The 18,624-nt window shown below is 49.8% G+C and carries 15 protein-coding genes, 1 tRNA gene and 1 pseudogene; 11 read left to right on the forward strand and 6 right to left on the reverse strand.

Annotation, left to right across the window (positions count from 1 at the left end):
- Positions 1-1,390 (forward strand): annotated as a pseudogene (locus DS743_RS08810) (RNA-guided endonuclease TnpB family protein); the annotation flags it as partial.
- A gap of 514 nt (positions 1,391-1,904) precedes the next feature.
- On the opposite strand, the gene nhaC reads toward DS743_RS08810, so the two are convergent.
- Positions 1,905-3,284, reverse strand: a complete 1,380-nt coding sequence (gene nhaC, locus DS743_RS08815) for a Na+/H+ antiporter NhaC (RefSeq protein WP_035185686.1) — start codon at positions 3,282-3,284, stop codon at positions 1,905-1,907.
- A gap of 542 nt (positions 3,285-3,826) precedes the next feature.
- On the opposite strand from nhaC, the gene DS743_RS08820 reads away from it, so the two are divergent.
- The 7 genes from DS743_RS08820 to DS743_RS08850 all read left to right on the forward strand — a co-directional run bounded on the left by DS743_RS08820 (position 3,827) and on the right by DS743_RS08850 (position 7,922).
- Positions 3,827-3,914: transfer RNA gene (locus tag DS743_RS08820), tRNA-Ser, on the forward strand.
- A 267-nt stretch (positions 3,915-4,181) separates the two neighbouring features.
- Positions 4,182-5,183, forward strand: coding sequence for a PTS sugar transporter subunit IIB (locus tag DS743_RS08825; RefSeq protein WP_035185684.1), 1,002 nt, complete (start codon positions 4,182-4,184; stop codon positions 5,181-5,183).
- Between the two features lie 18 nt (positions 5,184-5,201).
- Positions 5,202-6,014, forward strand: coding sequence for a PTS mannose/fructose/sorbose transporter subunit IIC (locus DS743_RS08830; protein ID WP_050952830.1), 813 nt, complete (start codon positions 5,202-5,204; stop codon positions 6,012-6,014).
- 28 nt (positions 6,015-6,042) lie between these two features.
- Complete coding sequence (locus tag DS743_RS08835) at positions 6,043-6,957, forward strand: PTS system mannose/fructose/sorbose family transporter subunit IID (protein WP_141372503.1); 915 nt, start codon at positions 6,043-6,045, stop codon at positions 6,955-6,957.
- Positions 6,958-6,966: 9 nt separating this feature from the next.
- Complete coding sequence (locus DS743_RS08840) at positions 6,967-7,335, forward strand: DUF956 family protein (RefSeq protein ID WP_003612214.1); 369 nt, start codon at positions 6,967-6,969, stop codon at positions 7,333-7,335.
- A 102-nt stretch (positions 7,336-7,437) separates the two neighbouring features.
- A complete protein-coding gene (locus DS743_RS08845) occupies positions 7,438-7,704 on the forward strand; it encodes a hypothetical protein (RefSeq protein WP_072544304.1) in 267 nt (88 codons plus the stop codon).
- A complete protein-coding gene (locus tag DS743_RS08850; RefSeq protein ID WP_231128265.1) occupies positions 7,650-7,922 on the forward strand; it encodes a hypothetical protein in 273 nt (90 codons plus the stop codon). The genes DS743_RS08845 and DS743_RS08850 overlap by 55 nt, the downstream gene beginning before the upstream one ends.
- Before the next feature lie 50 nt (positions 7,923-7,972).
- Here the strand turns inward: DS743_RS08850 and DS743_RS08855 are convergent, their stop codons facing one another.
- Positions 7,973-9,343 (reverse strand): amino acid permease, encoded by a 1,371-nt coding sequence (locus DS743_RS08855; RefSeq protein ID WP_035185679.1) that lies wholly within the window; start codon positions 9,341-9,343, stop codon positions 7,973-7,975.
- 192 nt (positions 9,344-9,535) lie between these two features.
- Between DS743_RS08855 and DS743_RS08860 the strand changes: the two genes are divergently transcribed.
- A complete protein-coding gene (locus DS743_RS08860) occupies positions 9,536-10,378 on the forward strand; it encodes a C40 family peptidase (protein WP_035185678.1) in 843 nt (280 codons plus the stop codon).
- 192 nt (positions 10,379-10,570) lie between these two features.
- On the opposite strand, the gene galE is transcribed toward DS743_RS08860, so the two are convergent.
- Positions 10,571-11,560, reverse strand: a complete 990-nt coding sequence (galE, locus tag DS743_RS08865) for a UDP-glucose 4-epimerase GalE (protein ID WP_035185677.1) — start codon at positions 11,558-11,560, stop codon at positions 10,571-10,573.
- A gap of 80 nt (positions 11,561-11,640) precedes the next feature.
- Positions 11,641-14,757 carry a DUF3427 domain-containing protein gene (locus DS743_RS08870; protein WP_072544306.1) on the reverse strand — a complete coding sequence of 1,039 codons (3,117 nt, stop codon included), beginning with the start codon at positions 14,755-14,757 and terminating at the stop codon, positions 11,641-11,643.
- 138 nt (positions 14,758-14,895) lie between these two features.
- Here DS743_RS08870 and DS743_RS08875 point away from each other — a divergent pair, with 138 nt between their 5' ends.
- Positions 14,896-15,204: a hypothetical protein gene (locus DS743_RS08875; RefSeq protein ID WP_035185674.1), complete on the forward strand. Its 309-nt coding sequence runs from the start codon at positions 14,896-14,898 to the stop codon at positions 15,202-15,204.
- 44 nt (positions 15,205-15,248) lie between these two features.
- Here DS743_RS08875 and DS743_RS08880 read toward each other — a convergent pair whose 3' ends face one another.
- Together DS743_RS08880 and DS743_RS08885 are read right to left on the reverse strand one after the other, a co-directional pair.
- A complete protein-coding gene (locus DS743_RS08880; protein WP_035185672.1) occupies positions 15,249-15,659 on the reverse strand; it encodes a helix-turn-helix domain-containing protein in 411 nt (136 codons plus the stop codon).
- Positions 15,660-15,767: 108 nt separating this feature from the next.
- The gene (locus DS743_RS08885) at positions 15,768-17,003 is read right to left on the reverse strand and encodes an L-lactate MFS transporter (protein WP_035185670.1); all 1,236 of its coding nucleotides are present in this window, start codon (positions 17,001-17,003) and stop codon (positions 15,768-15,770) included.
- Positions 17,004-17,289: 286 nt separating this feature from the next.
- Between DS743_RS08885 and DS743_RS08890 the strand changes: the two genes are divergently transcribed.
- Positions 17,290-18,579 (forward strand): alpha-amylase family glycosyl hydrolase, encoded by a 1,290-nt coding sequence (locus tag DS743_RS08890; RefSeq protein WP_035185668.1) that lies wholly within the window; start codon positions 17,290-17,292, stop codon positions 18,577-18,579.
- Positions 18,580-18,624 lie beyond the last annotated feature (45 nt).

Consider the following 18,624-nt stretch of genomic DNA (forward strand, 5'->3'; position numbering starts at 1 on the left):
GCAGGCTCTGCGCAACCAAGTTCGCAAGTGGGACAAGCCGGTTAAAGGCTCAAAAGGCAAGCTAGAAACAGTCTACAACTTTTAGGCCAAGCACTGGGTAGGCGCTCTCCGTGAAGCATGTGCCAACATAAAAAGCATGTGGTCGAATCTGGCTAACCGTTTGAAGAAGCTGATTCAAGGAAATGAAAATTTTTCTGCAGATCAGCGCCACCTTCTGTTCTTTATCTTGAAATTTAAAAGCGCATGGCAAGCCGTTCTTCTTCACAAGCCAATTGAGCTGCCAGAAGAATACACTGAAGCTTTGACTGAAATAGAAGCTAAACTGACGGATAAGCAAATCAAGCAAGCGCACAGCTACCTGCGCCGGATTACGTACCACTACCACTACCGGGCACGGAAGTCGGGCAAGCTTGGCTCTAGCATGAAGTGTGACTTGAATTGGGCATTTGAAGGAAATACTTTTTCATTCAGTTCAGACGTGCCTAGAAAGCAGTTTTCTGTGGAGATGACCAGCCCGTGGAGTTATCCACGCACCGGCGATATCACAGTGGTGCTTGACCGCATCAAGCAGCGCCTTGAAGTTCATAAGCTGATCTCTAGCAAGCGTTACAGCAATGATTCAAAGAAGGCAATCGGCATTGACAAGGGGCTTGCCACCCTGCTTTCCTGCAGCAGCGGCAATGAATATGGTGAAAACTTCAGTAAGCTTGCCAATGCCATCGTTCACAAATACGGCAAGCAAAACGCAAATCGCCAGCCATATATGAGTTTGCGCTGGCAGCTCAATCAGCAGCTTGAGCAACTGGAGAAGGCAAACCAACCTTTCTCTAAGACTGCTTTGAGGAAGAAAATAAAACTGCTTGGCAAGCTCAAGAATCTGGAGCAGAACAATATCGGCAGAAAGTCGTATGACAAGAGCTACCGGTCAGCGCAAGAAACTGTCAGAAGCTTTATCAACCATGCGATAAACAGAATGATCGAGACAGAGCATCCGGCGGTCATTGCCAAGGAAGACTTGACGTTCGTAAAAGAAAAAGGCGTCAAATCAGATAACAGCAGATTCGCAAGAAAGATGCGCAAACGCTTGAATTCATGGACTAAGGGCCAACTGGATGAGCGCATTGTATATCTTTCAAGCAAGAATTCGATTGAAACTCATGATGTCAATCCGGCATATACTTCTCAGTACTGTTCAATCTGCGGGCAGCATTTTGAGGAAAGATACGGCAGTCATCATGAACTGACTAGATGCAAGAAATGCGGCGAGATGAATGCGAACATCGCCGCAGCCAAAAACATATTGAGTAGATTAACTGACGAAGAAATCACGCTTTACACGCCTTACAAGCGAGTTAAGGAGATTCTTGCCAGTCGGATAAAAGAAGCATAAGCCAAGCAATACTACAAAGTTGAAGGCTCTAGCATGTAAGAGCAGTCAGCTTTAACGAGCTCAGTTCGGGGTATTAAAATCGCGGCTTGACTGCTTCGAGATGCATCACGATATGCTTGACTGCTTCGAGATGCATCACGATATGCTTGCCTGCTTTTTGCGGGCAAGATGCCTTTCCGACTGCCAGGCTAAAAGTTTCCAGTGGGGCAGATAAAAAGCTATTGGATAATGCCATTTGGCGTTATTTGACAGCCAACCGTACTCACTGACCTTAACTTCAAAAGGTTAAAAATCTGATTTCTTTTGCCAAGTTGAATCTACCCATAGATTTAACTAGAAAGGAATATCAGAAAAACTTACCAATACTGATGTGATTATCAAGATTTAGTAAGTTTTATGATTCGGAAGGAGAGACTAACAGGATACTTGCTTATCTTCTTTGGCCACACTAAAAGCCTGTCTCCAGCTGGAAACAGGCTTCTTTAATTCATAATTTAAGAGAGCAGGATAAGGCTTAAGCCACTTTTTCCTGCTTCCACTTCAGGCCGATGCCGGTAAAGCCGCTGAGGATAGAGAAGACAGGTGACAGGAGGCTGAACATGGTGAAAGGGAGGAAGTCCAGAACTGGTACGCCTAAGGCTGAAGCCACAAAGGAACCAGCCACCCCCCAAGGGATCAAGTAGTTGATGACGCTGCCCCCGTCTTCCAGGGCCCGGCTGAGGGCCAGGGGGTCAAGGCCGATCCGCTTGTAAGCAGGCTTAAAGGCGTTGGCCGGCAGGATAACAGACAGGTATTGTTCACCGACGAAGAGGTTGATCCCAATCCCGGCCATGATTGTCGTCAAGATCAGCCGGCCCGGCTTCTTAAGGCGTTCAACCAGAGGCTTCATGGCGCTGTCGATAATGCCCAGGTGCATCAAGATTCCGCCCAGGGCCAGGGTCATGATGATCAAGGAAACAGTCCCCATCATGCTGGAGATCCCGCCCCGGGTCAAGAGGGCGTCAACGGTCTTGTTGCCGGAATTTGAAACGTAGCCGGATTCAATCAGCGTTGCCAGCTTTTGCATCTTGAAGCCCGGATTTTGGACAAAAATCATGACAACGGACAAGAAGATGTTGGCAAAAAGCGTTTGAATGGCTGGCACCTTTTTCCAGGCGCAGGCGAACATCAAGATGATCGGCAAGGCTGCCCAGAAGGAAACTGAGAAGTGCTGGCGGAGGCTGCTTTCTACGGTCGCGATGCCAGCTAAGGAAGTTGCCTTATTGCTCTGGCCCAGGAAGAAGAAAAAGAGCAAAGAGCCGATAAAGGCGGGAATAGTTGACCACATCATATTCTTGATATGGTCAAAGAGGTCAGCTTCAGCTACCGCGGAGGCCAGGTTGGTTGAGTCAGACAGTGGAGACATCTTGTCGCCAAAGACGGCGCCGGAGATAATGGCCCCAGCCGTCAAAGCCGGGTTGATGCCTAAAGTGCTCCCCATCCCAAAGAGGGCGATCCCGACGGTGGACACGGTCGTAAAGCCGGACCCGATGGCCAGGCCGACCAAAGAGCAGACCAGGAAGACCGAGGGAACGAAGAAGTGGCTGCTGATCATATGAAAGCCCAGGACCATCAAGAATGGAATAATCCCGGCCTGGATCCAGACAGCAATCAAGGTCCCAATTAAAAGGAAGAGAAAGATCGGGACAATGGCCGTGGAAATCCCCTGGCTGATCCCCTTCATGACTTCTTCCCACTCAAAGCCGCGGATCTGCAGCCAGAAGATGAGCAAGGCGATGACAGTCAAGACCGGGATCTGCGGGGACATGCCAAAGCCGATGACGCCCCAGCCCAGCATGACCAGCATCAAAATAAGAATAGTTACTGCTTCTTTAAAACTGATTTGTTTGTTCATGTGTTTGTTCCTTAGTTAAATCTGTATTTGCTTTTGCCAGTTTAAACCAAGGTTTGATATCGCTTCATATTTCTCCTTTCTACAAACAAAAAGCCCCAGCCGAGTCGGTTGACTCAGGCTGGGGCGCTTATAGGCACGGTACCACCCAACTTTGCAGCATGCTGCACTTGCTTTAGCCGTAACGGGGCTGGACCGGCCGAGCTGCTTGATCCCGTAATTCGCTGCTCCAGGCCTGTCCGGTTCGCATCAACCACCGGTTTTCTGAGCGCTGAGCCTGGCTGCTACTAAAAGATCACTCGAATTTTTATGTTTCCTACTATAACATTATGAGCTTTGTTAAGCAACGCTTTTGCTAATTATTTTTTAAGCAGGCGGGAAGACAATAGCCAAAAACGATGAAAAGTGAGACCGGCTTTCAATTGATTTGCAGATATCGTCTGTTTTGGAGGAAAAAAGACGCAAAAAAGCGAAAAAGTAGAAAAAATCTCTCAAAAGGGTTTGACGGACCTGGAAAAGTTTGCTAATATTAATATACATGAATTGGAGTAGTACTCAAGTGGCTGAAGAGGCGCCCTTGCTAAGGGTGTAGGTCGGGAAACCGGCGCCAGAGTTCGAATCTCTGCTACTCCGTTATAACCACAAATATATAAGACAAGCGACTGATTTGACAGAATCAGCCGCTTTTTTTCATCTAATAAGTATTTTTCTTTTCTTAATTAAAACTGGTATTTTTTGAAAAAATGCAATTTTTGGGCCTCTTTTTGCGTTATTGTAATGCATTTTCAGTCATAGAGATAAAATTAACAAAAAGTTGAAAAAGGTTTCAAGAAAGTTCTTCACGTAAGCGCTTTTTATTGTATAATAGGAATGTACCGAAGTTTTTGAGGAGGAAATATCATGGTAGGAATTGTTTTAGCTAGCCATGGCGGTTTCGCGGACGGTATTGCCGAATCCGCGCAAATGCTCTTTGGCCCACAAGACAATTTTGCCCATGTCATTCTGAAGCCTTCTGAAGGCCCAGATGATATTAAGGGTAAGATGAATGAAGCGATTGCTTCTTTTGCAGACCAGGAAGAAGTTTTGTTCCTGGTTGACCTGTGGGGTGGCACGCCTTTCAACCAGGCAAACGGTTTGCTCGACGGTCACGACAAGTGGGCAATCGTTTCCGGTTTGAACTTGCCAATGGTAGTTGAAGCCTTGACTCAAAGAATGATCAATGACAAGGCTACCGCGCAAGACATCGCGACTGCGATCATTAAGCCGGCTAAGGATGGTATCAAGACCAAGCCTGAAAGCTTAATGCCTGCAGAGCAAAAGGCAGCTGCACCTGCAGCCGCAGCTGGCGCTCCTAAGGAAGCAATCCCAGAAGGGACTGTTTTGGGCGACGGTCACATTAAGATCGTTGGTGCCAGAATTGACTCACGTTTGTTGCACGGTCAAGTTGCAACTGGTTGGATTCCATCACTTCACCCAGACCGGGTTATCGTGGTTTCTGACAAGGTTGCCAAGGACGACCTTCGCAAGAGCATGATCCGTGAAGCTGCTCCAGCTGGTACGGTAGCACACACCGTTCCATTGGAGAAGATGAAGGAAATCTCTGAAGACCCGCGTTTTGGTAATACGCGCGCCTTCTTGTTGTTTGAAAACCCAGAAGATGCTTTGCAAACGATCAAGAACGGCGTAGACATCAAGACTTTGAACGTCGGCTCCATGTCATACAGCAAGGGCAAGGTTAACGCCAACAACGTTCTGTCCATGGATCAGACTGACGTCGACACTTTCCGTGAACTCGAAAAGATGGGCATCAAGTTCGACGTCCGCAAGGTTCCTTCAGACACCCCTGAAAACATGGATTCAATTCTGAAGAAGGCACAAAGCCTGCTCGATGAACAAAAGTAGTGGGAAAAGGAGTTAAAAATGGACTTAAATGCTATTCAAGTCATCCTGGTGATTGTGGTAGCTTTCCTGGCCGGGATGGAAGGTATCCTGGATGAATGGGAATTCCACCAACCATTGGTTGCATGTACTTTAATCGGTTTAGTTACTGGCAATCTTACCTTGGGTATTATGCTCGGTGGTTCTTTGCAAATGATCGCTTTGGGTTGGGCCAACATCGGTGCCGCTGTCGCACCTGACGCAGCTTTGGCCGCTGTTGCCTCAGCCATCATTTTGATCAAGGGTGGTCAAGGTACCAAGGGTATCGGGACTGCCACTGGCTTGGCCATCACTTTGGCCGTTGCCGGTCTATTCTTGACCATGTTGGTCCGGACTATTTCAACTGCCATCGTTCATATCATGGACAAGTACGCCGAAAAAGGTAACTGGCGCATGATCAACGTATGGCAATGGATCGCTGTCTGCTTGCAGGGTCTGCGCATTGCTATCCCAGCTGGCTTGTTGCTTGCTATTCCAACTGAAACTGTTAGAAGCGCACTGGCTGTTATGCCAGCCTGGCTGTCAGCTGGTATGACCATCGGTGGTGGTATGGTTGTTGCTGTAGGTTACGCTATGGTTATCAACATGATGGCCAGCCGTGAAGTATGGCCATTCTTCGCCATTGGTTTCGCTTTGGCCGGCGTTAAGGACTTGACTTTGATTGCCTTGGGTGCGATTGGTTTATCTATGGCCTTGATGTACCTCGCTTTGGAAGAAAAGGTAAGCAAGGGCTCTGGCGATGCTGCTGCAGCTGGTACTGGTGACCCGCTGGGCGACATCATTGATGACTATTAGAAATCAAGCCAGAAAGGAGAGATAAATCATGACTGAAAAGAAAGTAACTTTATCAAAGCGTGATCGTTGGGACGTTATGTGGCACTCACAATTTCTGCAAGGTTCATGGAACCACGAAAGAATGCAGAACGGTGGTTGGGCCTACAGTATGATCCCAGCTTTAAGAAAGCTGTACCCAAACAAGGAAGACATGGCTGCTGCTTTGCAACGTCACCTAGTCTTCTTTAACACTCACCCTTACTTGGCTTCACCAATCATTGGTGTTACCCTGGCTTTGGAAGAAGACAAGGCTAATGGCGTTGAAGTTGACGACGAAGCTATCCAAGGTGTTAAGGTTGGTATGATGGGGCCTTTGGCCGGTGTCGGTGACCCAGTCTTCTGGTACACTGTTCGTCCAATCCTCGGTGCCCTTGGTGCCTCAATGGCCATCAACGGTAACATCCTCGGGCCAATCCTCTTCTTCATTCTTTGGAACCTGATCCGTATCGCCTTCTTGTGGTACACTCAAGAATTGGGTTACAAGGCTGGTGCCGCTATCAGCTCCGACCTTTCAGGTGGTTTGCTGAAGAAGGTTACCCGTGGGGCTGCCATGATGGGTATGTTCGTCCTGGGTGCCTTGATCGAACGTTGGGTAAGCATCAACTTTACTCTGAAGGTTTCAGAAGTGCCAATCCAAAAGGGTGGTTACATCGACTGGACCAAGCTGCCAAGCGGTACTGCTGGTATCAAGGAAGCCTTGACCCAACAAGCTGCTGGTCTGTCCTTGACTAATACCAAGGTTACTACTCTGCAAGACAACTTGAACATGCTGGTTCCAGGTTTGGCAGGTCTGCTGCTTACCTTCCTTTGCATGTGGCTCTTGAAGAAGAAAGTTTCTCCAATCGTTATCATCTTGGGGATCTTCGTTGTTGGTATCCTCTTCCACGTATGGGGCTTGATGTAAGATTAACAAATGGCTCAATCAATGAATAAGACCGTTGATCTGGCTGTATCCGGAACTTGGTTCCGGGCCATGTCTACCTACGGCAAAGTTATGATCGGCGATGAAGCTTTTGAATTCTATAACGAGAAGAATGTTGAAGACTATATCCAGATTCCTTGGGATCAGATAACTTATGTAGTCGCGGACGTTTACTTCAAAGGGAAGTACATTCCCCGCTTTGAGATCCGGACTAAGAAGGATGGGAAGTTCATCTTTATTACCAAGGATCCGAAGAAGACTCTGCGGGCGATCCGTAAGTATGTCCCGGCCGACCACATGCGGCAGGCTTTGGGAGTTTGGGATACGATCAAGCTCTTCTTTACTCGCAAAAAGAAATAGAATGGAAATAAGCTCGGACCAAGTCCGGGCTTATTTTTGTGCGGTAATGTTAAAAATCTCCGTGTTATACTGAAAAGAGAGTTTTGCCAATGGAGGATCGACATGAAAGCAAAGCAGGCGTATAAGCTGGTGGACCAGCTCCGCAATCCAGGACCAAGAAATTACTACATCGATTGCTTTCCAAAAATGGAGCCGCCAGACAATTATGATGAGATATTTGAATACCTGAGGTCGCATACGATTGGCGAAGCCTACGCGGACAAAATGCTCCTGTTGCTGTTAATGCTGGTCAGCCAGTATGAGACACACATTTTTTGGATCATGATCTGGCTAAAGAAACTTATCCTGACTTGCTTGACCGGGATTTGACCGAGCTGCCTGTGGCTGATCTGCTGGAGATCAGCAAGAAGTTGATTGTGACAGATCACTACCTTGGGGTAAATGTCCTTTTTAAGGACAAGAAGCACTATTCCTTGCTCCGGATCGAAAGCGGCATTGATGCTGATCTGTATAAGCTTTCTAAGAAGTCGAAGAAGCTGGTTAATAAGCTGCTTAAGCGTAACGGCCTCTTCTTGGTGAAATACTAAAGTACATAAAAAAGCTGACCTTGCGGTCAGCTTTTGTTGTATCTCATTAATTATTTTGCTGCTTCTTTTTTCTTATTGAAGGCCTTGCTGAAACCATAGAGGACAGCGAAGGTAATCAAAGCCGTGATCATTGGGACCCGGTAGCTCTCAAGGAAGAGGAGCAGGATAACAATGGCACCGAAGAAGGCCAAGAGCAGGTAGTCAAGGTATGGGTAAGCTGGCAGTTGGAATTCATGTAGCTGGTCCTTTGGCGTAACCTGCCGGTAGCGCAGGTGGGTCAAGGTCATGATGATCCAGATCAGAAGGAACATGCTGGTTGCCATTGATGAGATGAAGCTGAAGGCTTCGTCCCCCATAATCATGGTGATCAAAGGCGCGCAGATGATGATTAAGGCTGAGAGGACCAGGCCTCTCATTGGCAATTGCCGGCGGTTGAGCTGGCCGAAGAACTTGCTCCACTTGCTTTCCCCGCCTAAAGTAACGGAGAAGAGCAGGCGGCCGGCACTGTAGAGGAAGCTGTTGGTTGCTGAAATAGCTGCCGTGATGACCACGAAGTTGATCAAGTTGCCGGCACCCTTAAAGCCTGCCCCCATCAAAGCTTGGACGAATGGTGAGCTGAAAGTTGAAACCTTGTTCCATGGCAGGATCACCAAAATCCCGATAATCGCCAAAACGTAGAAGAGAATGATTCGCAGTGGCAATTCATTGATCGCGCTCCGGATAGTCTTGTGCGGATCCTTGGCTTCAGCGGCCGTCAGCCCGATCAGTTCCACCCCGATGAAGGAAAAGATAACCATCTGGAAGCCTTGCAAGAAGCCGCCTGCCCCGTTGTTGAAAAAGCCGTTAGCGTACAGGTTGCTGAAGCTGGCCTGGCCGTACTTGGTTGAACCGGAGCTCAGCAGCATGAAGGCCGCAAAGATAACGAAGCCGACGATCATCAAAATCTTGATGATAGCGAAGGCAAACTCCAGGTTCCCGAAGAAGCGGGCAGAGATCAAGTTGATCAAGAGCAGGACCGCGACTGAGAGCACCCCGGGTAGCCAGGTCGGCAGGTTGGGCAGCCAGGACTTGAAGTAGATGCCTAAGGCCGTCGTTTCCGCCATGGCCAGGATCAGCCAGCTGAGCCAGTAAAGATAGCCAGTCACCTTGCCGATGTCCTTGCCGAGATATTTTTCAATAAACTCGATATAGGTGTGCTTCTTTAAGTCAGATAAGATCAGTTCACCCAGGGCCCGCATCAAGATAAAGAGGAAGAGGCCGACGATGATGTAGATCAAGATGACTGCCGGCCCTGCCTTCTGGATGCTGTTGCCGACCCCAAGAAAGAGGCCGGTCCCGATCGTCCCGCCTAGGGCAATCAGCTGAATGTGGGCATTGGTTAGTGTCCGTTTGTATGTACTTTGTGTTTTCTTTTCTTCCATAAGACCTCCATTGAGTTACATGAAACATTTTAACATAAGCTGTCAGAAAGTGAAATTAATTTAAGAAAATAGTCTATAAGGCAAAGGAATCTTAAGAAATAGGGAACGTTGCCCTCTTGCAAAAATGACTGGGATTATCTACGATTAGGATAAAGAAGGAAAAATAAGCGATTAAAGTTAGGAGGAAGGCAAATGTACGGCTTGATCAATCAACCAGCGGTCTTCATGACGGAAGACGACCTCAAATCCAGAAGCGATGAACTTTTATACGGCTGGGCTGTCAAGGCAACCGGGAAAAAGGAAGACTTTTGGTACGTAACCAGTCATTACGGCTATAAGGGCTACGTGCCAAAGGCCGCGGTAACTCCAGTTAGCCTGGAAGAAATCAAGGCGCGGGAGGTCAAACTCATCCGGCGGCCAGTCATTGACGTCCTGGCTGAATCCAAGGTTTCAGCCGACATTCTGTTGACGGTTTATAAGGGCAGCCTGCTTAACGTGACGGATGAGCTTGCGGACGGCTATTACAAGGTTAAGCTCTTGGACGGACGAAGCGGCTGGGTTTCCAAGACGGCCTTGGCAAAGCGGCTGGATGAAGATGACGTCTTGTGGTCAGCAGATCCGGAATACTTTTTGCTCCAAGCCAAGCCGGATGAAGAAAGCTTCAGAAAGCAGGTAACGGAGACCGCCAAGGAGTACTTGGGCTGCCAGTACCGGTGGGCGGGCAAGAGCCCCTTGGGGATCGACTGCTCGGGCCTGGTCTTCATGAGCTATATGCTAAACGGGGTCCTGCTCTGGCGGGATGCGGAAATCAAAGAAGCCTGGCCGGTGCATGAGATTGAGTTTGAAGACCTGCGGCCAGGGGACTTGATTTATTTCCCAGGACATATTGCCATGTACCTGGGCCACGGCAAGTACATCAACTCAACTGGCTATAAGGAGCACTTCGGGGTAGCCATCAGCAGCCTCCGTAAGGAAGACCCAGACTACCGGGCCGACCTCTTCCAGATGATCGAGAAGTGCGGCTCCCTGTTTTAAGAGGAATGAACTGGTCCCAATTGCTTATGCTATAATCGAGTAAATGAAGTACTTGGCCGGGATTGGGGCAGGCCTGGTCAGCATCAGTATTTTTGACTATTTAGCGCCAAAAAAGACTTAGCGTTGATGACAAATAAGCGCAAAAAAATAGTGGACCTTCCATCTGAGGAAGTTCCACTATTTTTCTTTGTCTTACTTGCTAAAGCCGTTAGGATGCTCTTGGTGCCAGTTCCAAGCGCTGGCGATGATGTCGTCGACATTTTCGTACTTCGGACTCCAGCCCAGCACCTTCCGGGCCTTGCTTGAGTCAGCAACGAGTGAGTCCGGGTCACCGCCGCGGCGTGGCCCGATAGTATAAGGAATGTCAACGCCGGTAACCTTGATGGCGGCCTTCAGGATTTCCAAGTTGGAGAAGCCGTTGGCCGTACCCAGGTTGAAGACGTCGCTTTGGTTAGTTTTCATCAAGTGCTTCAAAGCCAGGACGTGGGCGTCGATCAAGTCAACCACGTGCACGTAGTCGCGGACGTTAGTACCATCCTTGGTGTCGTAGTCGTCGCCAAAAATAGTAAAGTCACCGCCGCCAGCCAGGGCAGCCTTCATGATGTTAGGAATCAAGTGGGTTTCTGGATGGTGGTCTTCACCAATTGATCCGTCCAGGGAAGCACCCGCCACGTTGAAGTAACGCAGGGCGATAGACTTGATCCCGTTAGCCTTGTCAGCCCAGTGCATGATCTTTTCCATCATCATCTTGGTTTCCCCGTAAGGGTTGATTGGGTTAAGCGGAGTTTCTTCAGTGATTGGCAGCTTTTCAGGGATGCCGTAAGTCGCAGCGCTGGATGAGAAGACCAGGTACTTAACCCCGGTTTCTTCCATGGCTTCCAGCAGGCTGATCATGCCGGATACATTGTTCTTGTAGTACTTCAGCGGCTTCTTGACTGATTCGCCGACCAAAGAGTAAGCAGCAAAGTGCATTACGGCTTCGATCTTTTCCTTCTTCAAGACGTCAGTTACCGCATCCTTGTCCAAAAGGTCAACTTGGTAAAACTTGGCCTTTGGGTCAATAGCTTCCTTGTGACCAGTGAACAGTGAGTCCAAAACGACTACGTCATTGCCATCGGCAACCAGCCGTCTTACAGCGTGGGAGCCGATGTAGCCAGCACCACCTACAACTAAAATTTTCATGTTTACTCCTTTTTTATACTTTTTTGCAAAACCTAACTGATACCTAGTATAACAGAAAATGCTTTCCCCGGCTGAAGCAATTACAGGGCAATCGCCTTGTTGGCCTTGGCCAAAAGACTGGCCGGAATCGCCTGGTGCAGGTGCCATACAAAGGAAACCGGCCGCTCGCCTGCACTTGAAACATAATCCGCGTTGCCTAAGAAAGTGTAAGCTGCTGTATAATTTCCCTGCTTTTTAAACTCTCTGACAAAAAGAGAAATCAGATTGCCGGTCTCACCCTGGTGGATATAGCGCTGGATCTTCGGACTGGCTGGCCGGTCCTGGCTCTGGCTCTGCCAGTGGAAAAGCTGGGCATTGATGGCATAGTCCTCATACATGGTTGACGGGGAGAAGTCTTTTTCACTCTTGTTCAGATTAATAAGGAAGATATCCGTCTTTTTATCAGCGAAGTACTTGACCCCCTCCCGGAATTCCGGGGACTGGTCCTGGTTGAAGTAGTCAAAGGCCGCCATGATCTGGTTGACATTGTAGTGGCAGTGGACTTCCAAGGGACAGGTGAAGGGGTATTCGTTAGCTTCCGGCAAAACGGTCAACTGGCTCAGCCGGTAGCGGAGGACTTCCATTAATTCCTCTTTGACGAAGTCTTCTTTTAAAAAGTCCCTAATCCCTTCATGCAGGTCCTTAAAGCCCAGTTGGGCCGGCTTTTTCTTGTAGAAGCTGTAGTAGAGCATCCCCAGCATCAAGCGTTCAGTCTCATTACTTGTCTCTTTTGGCGTCTTTAGGTAAGCCAGCCAGTAGTCCAGGAGCCTTTTGGAATCGATGTGGAAAAAGCTGCTGAACTTCTGGTAGACCTTGTTTTCCACATCCCGGTCGTCAGTAATCAGTCCGGCCCATTTTTTCAAACGGAAAAGTGAACGTGACCCGCTGGCGTGGTAGAAGTCATAAAGACTCATGTCATAAGCCTTGAGGAAGTTGGCCAAGTTTAATTCCAGGCCCGTGTCTTCGCTAAAAGTCTTCACGCGCTGGGTCAAGCCATTTTTGTTAGCCGCGTTCTGGCCAAGGTTGGCCAGGATGTACTTTTTGGCAACGGGCTCAAGCTCCAGATAGCAGGCTGCCGGCAGGTGCGGGAAGCCATCTCTGATTTCATATGGCAGGGCATGGCCTGGTCCGGTCAGGGCCTTGAACTTGGCCTGGCCGATGAAGTCCAGGACTGTCAAGCAATCCTTGCCCGGGCTGAGGCGGAGGCCCCGGCCCAGTTGCTGGAGGAAGATGGTCGGGCTCTGGGTTGGCCGCAGGAAGAGGATGGTGTTGGCGGCTGGGATGTCGACCCCTTCGTTATAGAGGTCAACGACAAAAATAAACTTAAGCTTGCCGGAGGTCAAATCTTCTTTAGCCTGCTGGCGGTCAGCCTGGGTAGTCTGGCCAGACAAAGCAGCGGAAGGGATGCCGGCCTGATTGAAGGCAGCGGCCATGAACTCGGCGTGCTTGACGCTGACGCAGAAGCCTAAGCCCTTGATGTCTTCCAAATTGTTGCTGTACTTGTCCAGGCTGCGCAAAATCAACTTGGCCCGGGCGTCGTTAGCCGTATAGACATTTTCCAGTTCGCTGACCTCGTATTGGCCTCGGCTCCATTTCATGCCGGAGTAGTCAACATTGTCGGTGACCCCGAAATACTGGAAGGGGCAGAGGAGCTGGCGGTCGATAGCCTCGCCTAACAGCATTTCGGCGGCAATATTGCCGTCAAAGTACTGCAAGATATCCTGTCCGTCCATCCGGTCAGGGGTCGCGGTCAGGCCCAGAAGGATCTTGGGCTTGAAGTGGCTGAGCAGCTTTTGGTAGGACTTGGCCGCGGCGTGGTGGAATTCGTCGATGATGATGAAGTCGTAGTAGTCGCTGGGCAAGAGGTCAGCCATTTTTTCTGAGTTAAAGGACTGGATGGAGACGAAAAGCTGGCTGACATCATCAGTCTTGTACTGGCCGACCAGTAATTGCCCGAAGTTGAAGTCGTTGAGGACCTCGCGGAACTTCTGCAGGCTCTGCTCCAGGATTTCCTGCCGGTGGGCGACGAAGAGGAGGCGGGCATGGGGATGCTCTGCCAAGTAGCGCTTGAAGTCAAAGGCGGCGATAACGGTTTTCCCCACCCCGGTGGCGGCGACGAGGAGATTTTTATAATGGCCGTAAACTTCCCGCTCAGCCTGCAGCCGGTCCAGGATCTCCTGCTGGTAGTTGTAGGGGCGGATGCTGGTTTCCAAGTGGAAAGTATTTGCCTTATGCCGGTTCAGTTCTATCTGCAGTTTCTTCCGGCAGTCTTCTTGATCCGGGTCAAAAGTTTCAAAAGAGGGGTCGTTCCAGTAGCTTTCAAAGGAAACGGCAAATTTGTTGACGATGTCAAAAGACTCCTGCTCAGTGACCTTGACATTCCATTCCAGGCCCGTGGTCAAGGCAGCGCTGGAGAGGTTGGAGGAACCGATGTAGGCGGTGGAGAAGCCAGTCTCTCTTTTAAAAAGATAGGATTTGGCATGCAGGCGGGCGTGGTCGGTCTCGTAGTTGATCTTGACTGTAGTGTTGGGCAGCTGGCTCAAGGTCAGGATAGCCTTGTAGTCAGTTGACTGGGTATAGGTTGTCGCGATCACCCGCAGCTGGTGGCCGGCTTTTTGGCAAAAAGCTTCCAAATCTCCTAAAAGGGGGCGGATGGCTGACCACTTAATGAAGGAAACGAGCAAGTCGACCTGGTCGGAAGAGGCGATTTCCTTCTTGATTTCACTGAGCATGCTGGGCTCATTTTTACTGCCGGTAAAAAGGGCATTCTCCACTATGGAAGTCTGGGGCCGGATGGGGGTAATCTGCTGGGACTGGGTCAGCTTGTGGTAGATGGAGGTCAGGACTTCGCCTTGTTCCAGGATCTGCAGGTCCTCGTAGTCGGCTTCGCCGGTATGCTGGGCGACCTGGTCGACGATGGAGTTGACCAGGCGGATCTGGGCGATGAGGGCAGCCTTGTCTTCACCGGACTTGAAGCTGTCGCGGAGGTAGTGCAGGCCCGACCGGATGACCTGGGAGAGGTAGATGGTCAAGAGCTGTCGGGAGTCATCAGCGTTTAGCTGTTCCAGTTGATAATTCCTGGTTTTTGGGTCGATTTTTTCCAGCTGGTCCAGGATTTCTTGGTTAAGGATTTGTTCATAAATACCGTCTTTCAGCATGCTTTTCCTGCTTTCTGAAGTGTTTTGCCTTAATTGTATCAGGTTCGGGGAAATTTACTAAATCATGGCTTTTTATTACCATTCTCACAAAAAAGACTATAGTATGCTTATAGCAGGATTTTTTACTAAGGGGGAAAAATGATGAAGAATTACATGCAACATCTTAGAGAGCGGGCCATTAGCGCTTATCCGCCTAAGACCAGCCGGTGGTGGAGTATCTGTATTGCAGCCGCGGTCATCATTGGCCTGCTGCTGAGCCATTTTGGCCAGGCCAAGTTTGGTGCTTCGCTTGCTGATTTCGCCCTGCTTTGTGGGATTGACTTGTTAGGAGTGACTTTTGCCAAGCACGGGGTCAATATTTTTCTGGCCTACTTACTGGCGGCAGCCTTGTGTTTTGCGGTTTCTGTCTTATTGACTTTTTACATCATGTCATCCAACAATTTATAAGAAAGCAAAAGCAGCTGACTTCTAGTTAAGAAGCAGCTCCTTTCTTATTTAGTCGAATTGATCCAGTGAAAACCAGCCCCGATGAGCCAGATGGCGCCTCCTAAAATAAAGAGGACCCAGCTGGTGGACCAGCGGCCGGTCGCGATGCTGGCCAGCAGGTAGACAGCGATGACGATAGTCCAGTAGATGCTGTTGATCCTGCCCAGGCGCTTAGTGTTCGGCCGGTCCATCTCTTCGCCTGGTTCGTGCCCTTCTTGCTTGTCGTCTTTCAGCAGGTAGTCAGCTGACACGTCGTATAAAACCGCCAGTTTGGCGATGTATGATATGTCGGGCACGCTGTCGCCGTTTTCCCAGCTGGCCACCTTGGCTTGTGTGGTCATTAATTTTTCCGCTAATTCTTTTTGGCTTAAGCCATGCTTCTTGCGCAGGTCGCGCAGCTTGCTTGGAAGCATCATGTTTTTCCCCCTCATCAATCTCTCTTCGATAATATTATAGCCTTTAGCCAGCTTAAAAGCTCGCGGGGAAAGAAAAAGTTCCCGCGTCAGCAGGAACTTGAAAAGTCATTAATCTAATTCATCAGTCAGGTCGGTCAGCTTGGCAAATTCGCGCTGAACCAGGAAGGAGACGCAGAGGGCCAGGCCGGCCAGGATGATGAAGGCGGCCAAGGTCACGTAGTAGCTCTTCAAAACTTCGTGGGTGAAGGAGAGCAGGAGCGGGCCAACCATGCCGGCTGCCGCCCAGGCAGTCAAGATGGAGCCGTGGATGGCGCCGAGTTCTTTAGTGCCAAAGACGTCGCCCAGGTAAGCCGGAATAACTGAGAAGCCGGCTCCGTAGCAGGACATCAAAAGGCTGAGGGCTACAGCGAAGATGAATGGTGAGTGGGTGAAGATCAAGATCACGAACATGGCCATGTCAACGACAAAAATCAAGCTGTAGGTCAAAGGCCGGCCAATGTAGTCGGACAAGGTTGCCCAAACCAGCCGGCCAAAGCCGTTGAAGAGGCCGATGATGCCGACCATGACAGCGGCAGTAGCCGCGCTCATCCCAGTCAGTTCCTGGGCCATTGGTGAGGCAGCGGAGACCAGGGAGATACCGCAGGTGATGCTGATAAAGAACATGAACCAGAGCAGGTAGAAGGCCTTGGCCTTCAGTGCTTGGTTGGCCGTCATTTGCAGGCCGCCAGTCAAGGAAACAGCTTCCTTGTCTTCACTCTTGAAGTTGGCCAGGTCGTCAGCAGTTGGCCGCTTAATAAACTGGGCAGATACGATCATAATCAAGAAGTAGCCGGCACCCAAGATGTAGAAGGTATTGGACAAGCCAACGCTTGACATCAGGAATTGGGCGATCGGGCTGGTTAAAAGAGCGGCAAATCCGAAGCCCATGATGGCCAGGCCAGTAGCCAAACCCCGTCTATCCGGGAACCACTTGATGATGGTTGAGATCGGGGTGACGTAGCCGGCACCCAGGCCCAGACCAGCGATGACGCCGTATGAAGCGTACAAGAGCCAGAGCTGCTGGCTTTGAACAGCCAGGCCAGTCAAGGCGATCCCGCTCCCGTAAAGGATGGCGGAAACAGTCCCAGTCAAGGTCGGGCCGAATTTTTCAACCAGGCGGCCCATGAAAGCCGCGGACATCCCCAGGAAGAAGATGGCCAAACTAAATGCAAATGCAACTGATGATTCGCTCCAGCCGGTCTGTGCCGCGATTGGCTTAGTGTAGACGCTCCAAGCGTATACTGAGCCGATCATCAGATGCAGCATGACCCCCGCCAAAGCAACAATGTAACGATTAGTCTTCATTGTTCAGATATTCTCCTTATAAATCTTTGGACTTTATAACAATACACGAACAATATTCTTAAATAGGGTCAATATCATTCGATGTGTTAAGGATACCATGTCAGCAATGTAAGGGCAAGGCAAAAATTTTAAGATCTTGAGTTGGAACCGCTAACCATACTACTAGATCTAGGGTAATTTTTTGCAAAAGAGTTACCGGTAACATGACCGGAAGATGTGAAAGCGCTTAGGAAAACGGCTAAGATAGAAGGGTGAGAAAAAACGGCCACAGGCCAAGGAGGAAAAAATGGCTAGCGATACCAAGATTGACTTGCGCAAGCAAATGATTTACAGCATTTTTGTCAGAAACTATTCAAAAGAAGGAAACTTTGAAGGGGTTAGACGCGACCTGGACCGGATCAAGGACTTGGGGACGGACATCATCTGGCTTTTGCCGATCCAGCCGTCAGGCAAGGAGAACCGGAAGGGGAGCCTGGGTTCACCCTACGCGATTTCCGACTACCGGGCGATCAACCCGGAATACGGGACCATGGAAGATTTCAAGCGCCTGTGTGACGACATTCACGCCAAGGGGATGAAGATCATCATCGACTGCGTCTACAACCACACTTCACCAGACTCAGTCCTGGCTAAGGAACATCCGGAATGGTTCTACCACAAGAAAGACGGCAGCTTTGGCAACAAGGTAGGCGACTGGAGTGACGTCATCGACTTAGACTACAGTCACCAAGAGCTTTGGGACTACCAAATCGAGACCCTCTGCATGTGGGCCAAGTACGTCGACGGCTTCCGCTGCGACGTTGCCCCGATGGTGCCAGTAGCATTTTGGCAAAAAGCTCGAGAAGCCGTTGCCAAGGTGCGGCCAGGGGCTATTTGGCTGGCTGAGTCCGGGGCCCCGGACTTTATCCGCTTCTTGAGAAGCAAGGGGGCAGTCGGCGGGTCAGATTCTGAGCTCTACCAGGCTTTTGACATGACCTATGATTATGACATCTACCCAGATTTGCGGGCAGCGCTGCTGGGGCAAAAGGATCTGACTGACTACCTGGCTGGCCTGAACCGGCAAGAAGGGGTCTACCCGGAAAACTATGTCAAGGCGCACTTTTTGGAAAACCATGACGTGGTCCGGGCGCACGGGATGATCGATGCTCCGGCGGCCTTGCGGGCAATGACGGCCTTCATCTACTTCATGAAGGGGGCCATGCTGGTCTACAATGGGGAAGAAAAGGGGGATGCCCACCACGTGACCCTGTTTGACAAGGACCCGGTTGACTGGAACGGCGATATTGATTTGACGGACCTCTTAAAGAAGATGCATGAAATCAAGCAGCTGCCAATCATGGCTGAGGGCAGCTATGAGGCTAAAGAGGTCAGAAAGGGTGTCTTGGAAGCTGTCCACAGCCTGGGTGAAGGCGAAGAAGAAGAGCAGTTGATCGGCTTGTTTAATACGACCGGCAAGAAGCAGGCGATTCCGACCCAGCTGCCAGAGGGGATCTACAAGAACCTTTATGATGGCAGCAGCGTCCAGGTTTACGAAGGAGTCATGCGGATCGGCGAGATTACCATTATTGAGAAATAAGGGCTGAGAAAGCGGTCTGAGGGAGACAGATTTTTTGCGAAAATT

This window comes from Lactobacillus leichmannii (assembly GCF_024701915.1).
GTDB classification, from domain to species: domain Bacteria; phylum Bacillota; class Bacilli; order Lactobacillales; family Lactobacillaceae; genus Lactobacillus; species Lactobacillus delbrueckii.

Bases quoted from the DNA above. Each gene is read 5' to 3' on its own strand.
- DS743_RS08825 (WP_035185684.1), top strand. From the start codon at position 4,182: ATGGTAGGAATTGTTTTAGCTAGCCATGGCGGTTTCGCGGACGGTATT.
- DS743_RS08860 (WP_035185678.1), top strand. From the start codon at position 9,536: ATGTACGGCTTGATCAATCAACCAGCGGTCTTCATGACGGAAGACGAC.
- DS743_RS08830 (WP_050952830.1), top strand. From the start codon at position 5,202: ATGGACTTAAATGCTATTCAAGTCATCCTGGTGATTGTGGTAGCTTTC.
- DS743_RS08890 (WP_035185668.1), top strand. From the start codon at position 17,290: ATGGCTAGCGATACCAAGATTGACTTGCGCAAGCAAATGATTTACAGC.
- nhaC (WP_035185686.1), bottom strand. From the start codon at position 3,284: ATGAACAAACAAATCAGTTTTAAAGAAGCAGTAACTATTCTTATTTTG.
- DS743_RS08880 (WP_035185672.1), bottom strand. From the start codon at position 15,659: ATGATGCTTCCAAGCAAGCTGCGCGACCTGCGCAAGAAGCATGGCTTA.
- DS743_RS08835 (WP_141372503.1), top strand. From the start codon at position 6,043: ATGACTGAAAAGAAAGTAACTTTATCAAAGCGTGATCGTTGGGACGTT.
- DS743_RS08845 (WP_072544304.1), top strand. From the start codon at position 7,438: ATGAAAGCAAAGCAGGCGTATAAGCTGGTGGACCAGCTCCGCAATCCA.
- galE (WP_035185677.1), bottom strand. From the start codon at position 11,560: ATGAAAATTTTAGTTGTAGGTGGTGCTGGCTACATCGGCTCCCACGCT.
- DS743_RS08870 (WP_072544306.1), bottom strand. From the start codon at position 14,757: ATGCTGAAAGACGGTATTTATGAACAAATCCTTAACCAAGAAATCCTG.
- DS743_RS08885 (WP_035185670.1), bottom strand. From the start codon at position 17,003: ATGAAGACTAATCGTTACATTGTTGCTTTGGCGGGGGTCATGCTGCAT.
- DS743_RS08875 (WP_035185674.1), top strand. From the start codon at position 14,896: ATGATGAAGAATTACATGCAACATCTTAGAGAGCGGGCCATTAGCGCT.
- DS743_RS08840 (WP_003612214.1), top strand. From the start codon at position 6,967: ATGGCTCAATCAATGAATAAGACCGTTGATCTGGCTGTATCCGGAACT.
- DS743_RS08855 (WP_035185679.1), bottom strand. From the start codon at position 9,343: ATGGAAGAAAAGAAAACACAAAGTACATACAAACGGACACTAACCAAT.